We start from the raw sequence: 12,793 nt of genomic DNA on the forward strand, positions 1-12,793 counted from the left end.
AATCGACCGGGTGCGGATCGGGGTGCTCGGGTCGTTCGAGGTTCGCGCGGACGACGGCGCCCCGGCCGACGTGCCGGGCGCCCGGTTGCGCGGACTGTTGATCGCGCTGGCGCTCGATCCGGGCCGTGTGGTGCCGAAGGCGACACTGATTGACTGGATCTGGGGTGAGCGTCCGCCGGCCGACGCGGCGAACGCCCTGCAACGCCTGGTCTCCCGGCTGCGCAAGGTGCTGCCGGAAGGGTCGGTCGAGGGGCACCCGAACGGTTACCGGCTGGTGGTGGAGCCCGACGGCGTCGACGCCGTGCGGTTCGAACGCCTGGTCGGCGAGGCCCGCGATGGCGATGATCCCCGGCGGCTGCGCGAGGCACTCGCGTTGTGGCGTGGTGCGGCCATGCAGGACGTCGGCCTGCAGGACAGTGCTGCGTTCGACGCGGCGGTCACCCGGCTGGAGGCGCTGCGCCTGACCGCGCTGGAGGACCGGTTCGACGCGGAGCCCGCCGCCGGCGACGTCGCGGAGCTCACCGACCTCGTGGCCGCGCATCCGTTGCGGGAACGGCTCGCCGCCGCGTTGATGCGTGCCCTCGCCGCGGCCGGCCGCGGCTCGGAGGCGCTGCTCGTGTACGAGCACACGAGGGAGGCCCTCGCCAGCGCGCTGGGCGTCGACCCGTCCGCCGAGCTGTCCGCGTTGCACGTCGCGCTGCTGCGGGGCGAGCTGGGCAGCCCGGACGAGAGCCGCAGGACCAACGTGCGCGCCGAGCTGACCACCTTCGTCGGCAAGGAGACCGAGATCGCTACGGTCCGCGAACTCGTCGCCGAGCACCGGCTCACCACCCTGACGGGTCCGGGCGGTTCCGGAAAAACCAGGCTGGCCACGGAAACCGCGCGCACCCTGGCCGGGGAACTGCCGGACGGGGCGTGGCTGGTGGAGCTCGCGGCCGTCGGCACCGAGGACGTGGCGCGAGCGACGCTCGCCGCGCTCGGCCTGCGGGACACGCTGATCGGCGAGGCACCGGAGACGGAGCCGGCGGACCGGGTGGTGGCCGCAGTCCGCGAGCGGGCGATGCTGCTGATCCTGGACAACTGCGAGCACGTGATCGAGTCGGCCGCGGCGTTCGCCCACCGGGTGCTCGGCGAGTGCCCGCGCCTGCGGATCCTCGCCACGAGCAGGGAACCGCTCGGCATCACCGGTGAGGCGCTGTGGCCGGTCGCGCCGCTGGACCTGCCCGCCGAGGACGCCGATCCCGCCGAGATCGAGTCGTCTCCGGCCGTCCGGCTGCTGCGGGACCGGGCGGGCGCGGTACGCAAGGACCTCGCGACCGGCGCAGGCACGTCGGCGAGCCTGGCGCGCGTGTGCCGCGCGCTGGACGGCATGCCGCTGGCGATCGAGCTGGCCGCGGCCAGGTTGCGCACCATGTCCCTCGACCAGCTCGCGGGCAGGCTCGACGACCGGTTCCGCCTGCTGACCGGCGGCAGCCGCACCGCGCTGCCCCGGCACCGGACGCTGCGCGCGGTGATCGACTGGAGCTGGGAACTGCTCACCGACGTCGAACGGACGGTGCTGCGCAGGCTCTCGGTGTTCGCCGGCGGGGCGAGTCTGGAGGCGGCCGAGCGGGTGTGCGCCGGCGACGTGGCCGGGCGGGAGCAGGTGCTCGAACTGCTCACGGCGCTGACCGAGAAGTCGCTCGTGGTGGCCGGGGACGACGGAGCACCCCGGTACCGGATGCTCGGCACGATCAGGGAGTACGCCGCACGGAAGCTCGCGGAGGCGGGCGACGCGCACCGGGCACGCCGCGCGCATCTGGCGTACTTCACCGAACTCGCCGAGACCGCTGAGCCACACCTTCGCCGCGCCGGGCAGCTGGGCTGGCTCGCCGTGCTCGAGACCGAGCACGACAACATCGGTGCCGCGCTGCGCGGTGCGCTCGCGGCCTCCGACGCGGGCGGGGCGATGCGGCTCGCGGCGGCCGCGGGCTGGTACTGGTGGCTCGGCGGGCACAAGGCCGAGGGCAACGAGCTGATCATGGCGGCGACCGCAGTGCCCGGCGAGGTGGGCGACGAGATCCGGGCCACGGTGTACGCGTTCGTCACGATGTTCGTGACCTCCGGCAGGAGCGACCAGACCGAGGCGGCCGAGTGGATCCGGCGGGCGTACCGCATCGGCAGGCCCGTCCAGGACCATCACCCCGCGCTGCGGTGTGTCGCCGCACTGGAGCACCTGCTGCGGGAGCCGGGCGCGTACCAGTCGGCGTGGGAACCGTTGCTGGGCGACGAGGATCCCTGGGTGCGCGCGCTCGCGCGGCTGCACCTCGGCAAGATGAAGATCGCGCTGGGTCACGACGCGCGGGAGGCGGACACCGACCTCGAGACGGCGCTCACCGAGTTCCGTGCCATCGGCGACCGGTGGGGCATCTCGTTCGCGCTGACCGAGCTGGCACCCCGGATCGCCCTGCGCGGCGAGCTCACGGCGGCGTGCGAGCACTACGAACAGGCGATCGCGGTGGTCACCGAGGTCGGCGCTGTCGAGGACATCGCACCGATGCGGTCTCGGCAGGCGCAGCTGTACTGGCTTTCGGGCGACGAGGAGGCGAGCGCCGCCGCGATGGCCGAGGCACAGCGCTGCGCGCAGCGCCTTTCCTGGCCGGAGGCGCTGGCCGAGCTGGCACTGTCCAAAGCGGAGCTCGCGCGCTGGAGCGGCGATGCCGGGCAGGCGAGGCGGCAGCTCGACGTCGCGATGGCCCTGCTAGGCGACCACGCCGAGCGGGCACAGGTCCGCGCGGCGGCACACGACCTCCTCGGCTATCTCGCCGAGGATCCCGGCGAGGCCCGCGAACACCGGGCCGCTGCATTCGCGGCGGCGTCCCAGGTCGGGTATGCCCCGTTGATCGCGCAGACGCTCGTCGGGATCGCGGACCTCGCGCTGCGCCACGAAGAACACGAGCAGGCGGCGAGGCTGCTCGCGGCGAGCACGAGCGTGCGCGGCCTGCCGGATCGCTGCCACCCGGACGCGGCCCGCATCGAGCGAGCCGCGCGGCGTGGCCTCGGCGACACGCGGTTCACCGAGGCCACGCGGGACGGGACGCGGGCGAACTGGCGGGAGCTCGCCGCCAGCACACTCACGTGGTGAACGGGATCAGGTTCAGCACTCCTCCAGCGAACCAACGTCGCTGAGGTGGTCGTCGCTGACCAGCCCTTCTTCTGGTGCCCGCGTCGGTCCGGGCCACGAGGCCCGGTGTGGACGAGGGCCAGTGTTCGGGCCGCCGGGTTCGCGCCGCCACGCCTTTCCCTGGAACGAAGACGATCGTCTCGGGTCGCTTGCGAGGGTGCCCTAACCTTCAGGGGTGAGGGTTGGGAGTGGGGGTCCAGACGTCGAGGAGGCGGAAGGCGCGCGGGCACGGGCACGGCCCGCCCACCTGGCTACCGGGCTGCTGGCGGCGGTCGCGCTGCTGTTGTGCTGCGCGGTGCTGAGCCTGCTGACCGGCTCGGAGCCGGTGGCGATCGGCGAGGTGCTGAGGGTGCTGTTCGCCGACGACCGCAGCGAGCCGGCCATCATCGTGCACGACCTCCGGATGCCGCGCACCGCGGTGGGCATTTGCGTGGGGATCGCGCTCGGGCTCGCTGGGGCGCTGATGCAGTCGCTGACCCGCAACCCGATCGCGGACCCCGGCGTGCTCGGCATCAACGCGGGCGCCGCGTTCGGAGTGCTGGTCGCCATCGTCGGCCTTGGAATCGGGGACTTCACCGGCTACGTTTGGTTCGCTTTCCTCGGCGCCACCCTCAGCACCACGCTGGTCTATCTCATCGGCGGCCGGGGCAACGACAGCGGCACACCGGTGCGGCTCGCGCTCGCCGGGACCGCGATCGGCGCGGCGCTGGTCTCCGCGGCCGAGGCGATGGTCTTCCTCGACCCGAAGGCGTTCGACGAGTACCGGTTCTGGATCGTCGGCGACATCGCGAAACCGGAGCTGGCCGTGGTCGGTCAGCTGCTGCCCTTCCTGCTCGTCGGCGTGCTCGTCGCGCTGTCGCTGGGACCGCGGCTCAACGCGATCGCGCTGGGCGACGAGCTCGGCACGGCGCTCGGCGTGGGGCTGCCGCGGACTCGGCTGCTGGTCGGCTTCTCGGTGCTGGTGCTGGCCGGCCTTGCCACGGCCGTGGCGGGCCCGATCGGTTTCGTCGGGCTGGCCGCCCCGCATCTGGCGCGCGCGGTGACCGGACCGGACCAGCGTTGGGTGCTGCCGTACGCGGGCGTGCTGGGCGCGGTCATGGTGTTGCTCGCCGACGTGGCGGGACGCGTGGTGCTGCCCTCCGGCGAGCTGCGCGTGTCGATCCTGACCGCGATCGTCGGCGCGCCGTTCTTCGTCGTGCTGGTCCGGCGCAGGCGGGCGGCCGCATGAGCACGAGAACCGTGCGGGTGCCGGGATTCTCGGCGCGCTACTCTTCCCGGCCCGCCGTGGTGACCGGTTTGCTCGCGCTCCTGCTGCTGGCGCTGACGGGCTACGCGCTGACGGTCGGGAAGCTGCCCGTCTCGCTCGGCGAAGCGCTCGGGATGCTCGCCGGCGACCCCGGTCCGTCCGGAGTGGACTATGTCTTCTGGACGGTGCGGCTGCCGAGAGTGGTCACCGCCCTGCTGGTCGGCGCCGCGCTGGGGGTGAGCGGGGCGATCCTGCAGAGCCTTTCCCGCAACCCGCTCGGCAGCCCCGACGTGCTCGGGTTCGCTGGTGGCGCCGCGACCGGGGCATTGCTGCAGATCCTGCTGATCGGCGGCGGCGCGCTCGCGGTCGCACTGAGCGCGCTCACCGGCGCGTTCGTCACCGCGGCGGTCGTGTACCTGGTGGCCTATCGCAGGGGCGTGCCGGGACAACGGCTCGTGCTGGTCGGGATCGGCGTCGGCGCGCTGCTGCTTTCGCTGAATCGCTACCTGCTGATCTCGGCCGAGGTCGACGACGCGTTCCGGGCCGCGGTGTGGCTCACCGGGAGCCTGCTCGACCGCAGCTGGGACCACGTCACCATCGCCACCATCGCCGTGACCGTGCTCGTGCCCGCGTCGGTGCTGCTGTTGCGCAGGCTCACGTTGCTCGAACTGGGCGACGAGCTCAGCACCGGACTCGGCGTCCCGGTAGGAAGGACGCGGCTCCAGCTGTTCGTGGTGGCCGTGGGCCTCGCGGGAGCGGCGACCGCGGCGGCGGGCCCGGTCGCGTTCGTCGCGCTGGCGGCTCCGCACCTCGCGCGGCGGCTGCTGCGACCCGGCGGCCCGAGCGTGGTGGGGTCCGGGCTGGTCGGCGCTGTGCTGCTGCTCGGCTCCGATGTGGCCGCACAGCAGGTGTTCCCCACCGGGGAGCTGCCCGTGGGCGTCGCGACCGGCGTGCTCGGCGGCGTGTACCTTGCGACCCTGCTCGGCCGGCGCTGGAGCCGCGGGTCCGTCCTGAGCGGATGAACCCGGTGGCGGGCGGCCGGCGATCCGGCCGCCCACCTGCTCCTCACGCGAACTGGGGGACCAGCCGCTCCAGGTCGTCGAGCAGTGCGCCCGCCGCGGACGCGGACGCACCGTCCCACCAGGACACCCTCGGCACCTCGAACACCTTGCCAGCCCGCACAGAGGGCAGCCGCTGCCACAGCTCGCCCTCGGTGTACCTGCGGAACGTGCTGGACACCTGACCGCCCTCGAACGCCCCGCCGCCGCTGAAGTGGATGAGCACGTCGGCGTCCGCGAGGCGGCTCACCTGTTCCGGCGAGAGGCTGGTGTAGGTGTCCTCAGGTTGCTCCGGCGTGCTGGACTCAGTGCGGCGGACCCCGGCGTCTGTGAGGATCCGCGACGGGAAGATGATCGAGTCGGTGACGATCCGCAGCTCGTCGGTGGTGAACCGCAGCAGTGCGACCTTCTTGCCAGCAAGCAGGTTCCCGTGCGTGGCCCGGAACCGCTCGGCGCGGGTCCGGTACTCGTCCAGCTTCCGCTGCTGCGCTTCTCGAACGCCGTAGACCTCGGCGACGGTGAGCGCGGACTCGTGCCATTCCACGGCATCCCGGGTGTTGGCGTAGGCGACGGTGCTCGCCAGTCCGGCAAGCGCGGCGTAGTTGTCCTGCAGCGACGCGGTGTTGCCGACGATGAGGTCGGCGCCGAACCCGACCAGCCGCTCCACGTCGACCTGGCCGAACCCGAGGTGCTCGAACTCCCCGGTCCCGCGGGGAAGGTAGCCGGGCACCGGCGGGTCGGCGTCGAGCGTGGCCGAGGCCACCAGCGGGACACCGTGCTCCAGTGCCACCTGCAGCGCCTGGCCGGGGTCGAGTGCGATCACCCGCCGCGGGGAAAGTGGCACGTCGGCCTTTCCGTACGGGTGCTTCACCGGTTTGGTGTCCGTTGTGGACTGTCCTCCCGACGTGTCGCGCGGGCCGCACGCGCTCAGTCCCAGCGTGGCCAGTCCGGCGCCGAGGCCGGTCAGAACCGTGCGTCTTCCCAGCAGGGAAGGGGGTCGTTCCACAGCTGTCCTCCGTGGGCGGGATGCGGCAAGGGCTCAGTCGCCGAAGGCCTCGGCGAACTTGGTCTGGCGTACGGTGTCGTCTTCCAGCGGGCACGTGATGCAGTAGCCGTGCTCAGGGTCTGCGCGGAAGTCGAAGCAGCAGGTGCCGCGCACCGCCCAGGCGCCCTGCGGCCGATCGGGCTGGAACCAGAACAGCCGCGGCCCTTTCCGGATCGGGGCGCCCGCGGCGAGCAACGCGGTGGTGAGCCGTTCGCTTCTCCTCCATGCCTGGTCCAGGTCGTTGCCGAGCCTGCGCGCCGGGTTCAGCATGTAGAAGTTGAGCATGTCCACGACGTATCCCCACAGCGTGCGGCGCCCGACCCGGGTGTGCGCACTGAGTGCGTCGATCACCGGCCCGAACAAGTCGATCAGCAGCACGCTCGTCCACTCGTCGAGCTCGTTCTCGTCGCGGACGGGAACGGTCCCCGGCTCGGTGGGGTGGCCGTCGAGCACGGCCACGCGCGGGCGGACCACGTGCACCTCGCCGAGCAGGTTTCGCTCGTCGGCGGGCAGCCAGACCACGTCGGGGCGGAGTTCAGCGGACCGGCCTGCGAGGTAGGTGCCCGCCGCGGCGAGGAAGATCAGCTCCCGGCCGAAGCTCTTGAGGAAATGCACGGCGGCCGCGCTGATCTGCCGTGGGCCGCGCAGCTCGCGGAAGGCGTCGAAGGCGGGGCCGATCTGGTCTTCGCCGACAAGCCGGTCCAGTCGCCACCAGTGAGTGCCGGGGGTGTCGGCGGGCGGCTCGTCGAGCAGCACGGGAAGCGGCGCGAACGTCAACTCGGCGCACGCCTGGACGACGGGGGCCAGCGGACCGCGGTGCCTCACCTGCATTAGGTAAGCCTACACAAACTAGGACGAAAAGGTCGACCTCACTCGTCGACTACCCATGGGGCCGGGCCGTGGAACAACCCGCCGCGAGTGGAGTGGACCTGACGCTGAAGCGTACGAACCACCGCGACTCACGAACTCCGCTCAGGTCTCATCGTTGGGCCTGTTCGGCGCGCTGTGACAGGCACCCTGTGAGGAAGGTGCGTCGAAGTGCTCCTCCCCCACAGAGTCGCCTGCATCAGTTGACCTTGCGTTCCACGAAGTCCACGATGATCGAGCAGATCAACTCAGGTGCCTCGAACATCGGGTAGTGACCGATGCCGTCGATCATGAGTTTCTCGGCGTCTGGCAGGCCGGCAACGGTCTCGTCGACAAGTTCCTCCGGCAGCCAGAAGTCCTCGACGCCGGCTGCCACCAGCACCGGGATGGTGGCGTTGGACAGCTGGTCGCGGACGTCATGATTGGCCCACCCCTGCAGATCGCCAACCGCGCTCACCTGCGCGTTCCGGTGCATCCACCGGAGTTCCTCCTCCTTCTCCGGCGGGCACTTGGCGTTCAACGCCGCCCCGGAGATCCGCTCCATCGTGTCCTGCCACCCCGGGTTCCAGCTCGGCTGCATGTACTCGCCTGGATCGGGGAAGGTAGGCGTCCGGGCAGCGCCCTCGAATGCGATGGCCGCACTGAAGTCCTCCGGATAGCTGACGGCGAGGTCGATCGTGACATCGCCACCGATGGAGGTCCCGGTGACCACCACCTTGGACTCCCCGAAAAGCTCCCGCTTGAACAGCCGAACGAACTCGGCGTGCCGATGGATCGTGGTCGTCACCTCGCCACGCCAGGCGTAGGTCCGGGCTCGTCCAGGCAGATCGAGAGCGATCGCGTGGAACCCTGCCTCCGCCAGCAGCGGCAGCAGGTAGCGATACTCCAGCGCGTTGGCCCCCGCCGTGTGGACACAGATGATCGGACGGCCGCCGACGCCGATCTCGTCGTAGTACGTCGGCGTACCGTCGACCTCGATGTAGCGCCCAACGATGTCCTTCCAGGTCGACGTCATGCGCGACCCTCCCGTCCGACCTCGAGGATGACTTCGACAAGCGTGTGAACCGCCTCGGTGAGACGGCTGGCCTCCATGAGATTGCCCTCCAGTCCCAGTTCCGAGGTCATCTCTCCCAGGCGCTCCAGGTTCGGATCGCCCTCGAAGTGCCGCACGCCGGGCGTCACGAGATCTGCGTAACGCCGCTCGCCGGACAGCAGCGACGCCCATGCGGCACCGGGCCCGCCGAGCTTGAAGGTGTAGCCGAGCGGCGGCTGGAACGGCAGGTGGTCAATGACCTTGCCGCGATACACCTTCAGCCAGAGTCGGGCACCGTCGGACTCCAAGAGGATGGAGCCGTCGAACCACCTCGTCTCTCTCGCGAACCGAGCGTTCGAGTCGAGTCGCCGCACCAGCGACTCGGCGAACGCGGGATCATCGAACTGCACCATGCCGTTCCCTTTCCTCCTCCTAGAAATGAATCAATAATAGATTAAATTTGTGACCTGGGCAACAGCCCGCCTTGATTCCCCAATCAGGTCCGCGGTCCGCCGGCGACGTAGCTGACCTGGCCCGATACGGACCCCGAGCGGGTCTGCACCGCGGCACACAACCGGTCCGAGCGGGATGTCGACCATTCGTCGACCGCCAGGTTCACCGCAGCCTCCTGGACAGTTGGTCGGCCACGCACACCGGCTTGTCGGAACCCTCGCGCTCGATCACGTATCGGAGGGTCAGCTGACCCCCTCCGCGCACTTCCTCGACCCTGAGGATCTCCGCCGTGGCCCGCACGCGTGAGTCACGTGGACACGGTGCCGGGAACCGCACGCGGTCGAGTCCGTAGTTGATCGTGGTAGGGCACTCCTCGATCGCGATGAGCTCCGGGCTGAAGGCGCCGATGAGGGAGAGGGTAAGGAACCCGTGGGCGATGGTCGACTCGTAGCCCGCGGCGGTGGCGCGTTCGGGGTCCACGTGGACCCAGTTGTGGTCGCCGGTGTCATCGGCGAAGCGGTTGATCAGGCTCTGGTCGATCGGGACCCAGGCTGTCGGACCGACCACCAGGCCGATGGAACCTGACAGCTCGGCAAGGGTTGCGAACACGCGCTGAGCCATCAACGGTCCTTGCGCCGGACGACCGAACCCTGGCCCGTGGAACCCCGGTTCACTCCGACCATGCCTGCGGCGCCGGCGTCGAGTCCGAGCGTCTGCATGAATGCCTGTCCGGGACCGCTGGCAAGCAGGCCGCCGTCGACCACGATCGATTGTCCGGTGATGAATCTCGAGTCGTCCGAGGCCAGGAAGGCGATGGCGCCGGCCACGTCCTCCGGCCGTCCGGACTCCGGCCAGGGCTGGACACTGGCGAGCTTTTCCTCGAAGGAGTCCAAGTGCCCTCGGTGCACGAGGGGCGTGCCGATGACGCCGGGGCACACGGCGTTGACTCGGATGCGGTGCGCCGCCAGTTCGACGGCTGCCGTGCGGCTGAGCGAGATCACCGCGGCCTTGGCCGAGGAGTACGCCTGCGGGCTGATGCCCCCGGCCAGTCCGGCCGTGGAGGCGATGTTGATGATCGAGCCGCCTTGCCGGCTCTCCACCATCGCGGCGGCGGCGTGCTTGACACCGAAGAAGACCCCCGTCGAGAGCACCCGGAAGGTGTATTCCCAGTCCTCTGCTTCGATCTCGGTGATCGGCCCGAAGGCCCCGCCGACACCAGCGTTGTTGACCATCGCGCCCAGCGCGCCGAACTCCGTCACGGCGATCGCGACCGCGCTTCGCACGGCTTGCTCGTCGGCGACATCGACGACGACGGTTCGGAGCGAGTCGGCGCTCTGCGAATCCGCGGCATGGCCGTCCTCCAGGGCACGGAGCGCCTGTGCGTTCAGGTCCGCTGCCACCACGGACCATCCGCACGCGAGAAATCGCTGAGCCGTGGCCAGACCGATCCCGCTTCCGGCGCCCGTGACGACGGCGACCTCGTGGTTGGTCATGAGATCACCTCGGTCAGCCTGAACTTCTGGACCTTCCCGGTCGCCGTCTTCGGGAGCGCCTCGGCGTCGATGATCACGACCTCCTTGGGCACCTTGAATCGTGCGAGTGACGCTTTGCAGGCCGCGATGATGTCCTCGGCGTTCAGCGTGTGCCCTGGTGAGGGAACGACGTAGGCCCAACCCACCTCGCCCCACCGCTCGTCGGGCACCCCCACGACGTAGCACTGCGCGACGCCTTCGATCCGTCCGATGAACGTCTCTACCTCGACCGGCAGCACGAGCTCACCGCCGCTCTTGTAGACGTCCTTGCTGCGGCCGGTGAGCCGGAAGTAGCCCCGCTCGTCGACGTAGCCCAGGTCTCCGGATCGGAGCCAGCCGTCCTCGGAGACCGGTATCACGGCTGTGCCGTCCCAGAACCCCATGGTCACCACCGGACCACGCCAGGTGAGCTCGCCCGACTGGCCGGGTCCCAGCTCTTCGCCGGATTCCTGGTCGACCACCCGGAACTCGCACACGCCCCCTGACGCGCTGTCGAGCCCCGCGGGGCCCCCGAACTTCATCCGGCCGACCACCTCGGTCAGCTGCCCAATGGGGTCCTCGGGCAGCGTCACGACGATGGCTCCGCACAGCTCGGTCATGCCATACCCGGTGACCATCTCGCTCAGCCCGAGCCGCTCCGCCGCAGCCGTCCAGACCCATTCCGGGGATGGCGCCGCGGCGGAGAACATCGCTCGCAGCGAGTCGAGGTCGTAGGTCGCGATGTCGGGTTCTTCAAGGATCGCGATCGTCATCGTCGGCACGCAGAGGATGTCGTTCGCGCGGTGACGCTCCACGCCCCGCAGGTAGTCGGTCGCCGAGAAGCGGAGGCGCGGCATGACGGCCCCGCCGACCCATGTCGTGGCGAGCAGACCTTCGGCGTAGCCGAACACGTGGTAGAGCGGAAGCGAGAACAGGACGCGCCACCCATCGTCGAACCCGCGCGAGAGTGCCGATGCGAAGGAGTTCCGGAGGAGGCTGTCATGGCTGAGGACAACCGCCTTCGGGACTCCAGTGGTGCCCGAGGTGTAGAGGATGTCCGAGGGCCCAAAGGGGTCGACGGCGACCGACTCGTCCATCGGGTCGCTCGCGGCGACCTCGTCGAACAGCCGCGACCCCTCCACGTGGTCGTCTCCGCACGGCAGCACGACCACCTCTCGCAACGACGTGAGCTTGTTCCGCGCTCCCGTTCGCCAGCCGGGTTCGATGGCCTCGAGCGTCTGGAGGTAGTCGATGCCGTCATGGCTGGACATGGTGATCAGCACAGAGCAGCCAGAGTGTCCGAGTACGTAGGCGAGCTCGTCAGAGCGGAGCTGGAAGTTGAATCCAACCGCCACGGCGCCCAGCCGCGAGAGCGCGTACTTGAGCGCCGGAAGTTCCGGGTAGTTCGCGAGGAGGATGCCGACACGGTCACCAGGCCGGACCCCCAGACGCCGCAACCCCTCCGCGTAACGGCGCGAGAGTTCCGCGACGTCCGCATAGGTGAGCTCGAGCTCGTCGGTGACGATGTACGGGCGCTCGCCGTAGTCGGGCAGCAGTGCGTCGAGGTGCTCGTGCAGTGCTCGAGGCTGCCAGTGCGGGTACCGCGACTCGATTGCCGCCCGGCGGGCCGTGAGCCCGGGGTGGGAGCCGGGCAGTGCCTGCGTCATCTTTTTAATCTATCATAAAATAAGCCGGTATCAAGACGCTCGTCCATCGAAGAGTTCCCGGAGCCTCCCCGCCGGCAGCTGCAGAAACAAGGCCGGGCACTCGCCAGTGGCACCTCGCGATCGGCGATTTTCGCGAGCCCCCTCGTGTCCGGCGACCTCCATGGTCAAAGCGACACCAGCTGCGCCCGCAAGCCGGTTGGCGCGGGTCATCCGCTGATCCAGCACGAGTGCCGGGAAGCCGCCGTGCGCGTGACCGGGGTTCCCTTCGAATCTTGCCGAACCCGAGCCATCCGAGTTCCTCGCCTCACGGGCGCCGTTGCGAAGATGGACCATCGAGCCCCGAGCCCAAAACTAGATTAAATTAGACTACTCTGTGAGCCATGAATGCAGCGGTCATCGGCCAGCTGGCGAACAACTCGCGGAGCGTGCGAACCGTCATCACCGGCCTGCGCGACCATGGGGTTGGCAACGTGCTTGCCGAGCCCGCGGGCGCGTCCGCGTCCACGGACCGGTACGCGAAGAAGGACATGCTGTCGGTCGCGCCCAAGGCAGCCGTCGAGGCCATCACGCGCGGCATCGCCTCAGAGGAGTGCCGGTTCGGCGTGGGGATGATCGACAGTGGACTGTGGCACCAGCGCTTGGGGACCGCCGAGGACATCACCCACGCCACACGGTTCTCCCCCTCCCCGCGAGCGGATTGGATCAGCGGCCAGCTGATCAATGTCGACGGCGGGTACGCCCTGTGACCCC

11 protein-coding genes are annotated in these 12,793 nt (G+C 70.1%); 4 read left to right on the top strand and 7 right to left on the bottom strand.

Annotation, left to right across the window (positions count from 1 at the left end; all coding sequences use genetic code 11):
- The first annotated feature begins 10 nt into the window (after positions 1 to 10).
- The 3 genes from DI005_RS36505 to DI005_RS36515 all read left to right on the top strand — a co-directional run bounded on the left by DI005_RS36505 (position 11) and on the right by DI005_RS36515 (position 5,431).
- Entirely contained in the window at positions 11 to 3,124 is a 3,114-nt protein-coding gene (locus DI005_RS36505) for a BTAD domain-containing putative transcriptional regulator (protein ID WP_113645049.1), read from the top strand.
- 214 nt (positions 3,125 to 3,338) lie between these two features.
- On the top strand, positions 3,339 to 4,391 hold the full coding sequence (locus tag DI005_RS36510) for an iron ABC transporter permease (RefSeq protein WP_112276507.1): 1,053 nt from the start codon (positions 3,339 to 3,341) through the stop codon (positions 4,389 to 4,391).
- On the top strand, positions 4,388 to 5,431 hold the full coding sequence (locus DI005_RS36515; RefSeq protein ID WP_113645050.1) for an iron chelate uptake ABC transporter family permease subunit: 1,044 nt from the start codon (positions 4,388 to 4,390) through the stop codon (positions 5,429 to 5,431). Before DI005_RS36510 ends, DI005_RS36515 begins: the two co-directional genes overlap by 4 nt.
- A 43-nt stretch (positions 5,432 to 5,474) precedes the next feature.
- Here the strand turns inward: DI005_RS36515 and DI005_RS36520 are convergent, their stop codons facing one another.
- From DI005_RS36520 to DI005_RS36545, 7 genes are all read right to left on the bottom strand, one after another.
- The gene (locus DI005_RS36520) at positions 5,475 to 6,473 is read right to left on the bottom strand and encodes an ABC transporter substrate-binding protein (protein ID WP_113645051.1); all 999 of its coding nucleotides are present in this window, start codon (positions 6,471 to 6,473) and stop codon (positions 5,475 to 5,477) included.
- Positions 6,474 to 6,506: 33 nt separating this feature from the next.
- Positions 6,507 to 7,343, bottom strand: coding sequence for a (2Fe-2S)-binding protein (locus tag DI005_RS36525; protein WP_112276502.1), 837 nt, complete (start codon positions 7,341 to 7,343; stop codon positions 6,507 to 6,509).
- A 235-nt stretch (positions 7,344 to 7,578) separates the two neighbouring features.
- Positions 7,579 to 8,394: an alpha/beta fold hydrolase gene (locus DI005_RS36530; RefSeq protein ID WP_158303211.1), complete on the bottom strand. Its 816-nt coding sequence runs from the start codon at positions 8,392 to 8,394 to the stop codon at positions 7,579 to 7,581.
- A complete protein-coding gene (locus DI005_RS38410; RefSeq protein WP_158303212.1) occupies positions 8,391 to 8,825 on the bottom strand; it encodes a hypothetical protein in 435 nt (144 codons plus the stop codon). Before DI005_RS38410 ends, DI005_RS36530 begins: the two co-directional genes overlap by 4 nt.
- Positions 8,826 to 9,027: 202 nt before the next feature.
- On the bottom strand, positions 9,028 to 9,486 hold the full coding sequence (locus tag DI005_RS36535; RefSeq protein ID WP_112276498.1) for a MaoC family dehydratase: 459 nt from the start codon (positions 9,484 to 9,486) through the stop codon (positions 9,028 to 9,030).
- On the bottom strand, positions 9,486 to 10,358 hold the full coding sequence (locus DI005_RS36540; protein ID WP_112276496.1) for an SDR family NAD(P)-dependent oxidoreductase: 873 nt from the start codon (positions 10,356 to 10,358) through the stop codon (positions 9,486 to 9,488). Before DI005_RS36540 ends, DI005_RS36535 begins: the two co-directional genes overlap by 1 nt.
- Complete coding sequence (locus DI005_RS36545; RefSeq protein ID WP_113645052.1) at positions 10,355 to 12,043, bottom strand: class I adenylate-forming enzyme family protein; 1,689 nt, start codon at positions 12,041 to 12,043, stop codon at positions 10,355 to 10,357. The genes DI005_RS36540 and DI005_RS36545 overlap by 4 nt, the downstream gene beginning before the upstream one ends.
- A gap of 380 nt (positions 12,044 to 12,423) precedes the next feature.
- Here DI005_RS36545 and DI005_RS36550 point away from each other — a divergent pair, with 380 nt between their 5' ends.
- Complete coding sequence (locus DI005_RS36550) at positions 12,424 to 12,789, top strand: hypothetical protein (protein WP_113645053.1); 366 nt, start codon at positions 12,424 to 12,426, stop codon at positions 12,787 to 12,789.
- The last annotated feature ends 4 nt before the right edge of the window (positions 12,790 to 12,793 follow it).

It is taken from the genome of Prauserella sp. PE36 (genome assembly GCF_003311655.1).
In the GTDB taxonomy this organism is placed as follows: Bacteria; Actinomycetota; Actinomycetes; order Mycobacteriales; family Pseudonocardiaceae; genus Prauserella_A; species Prauserella_A endophytica.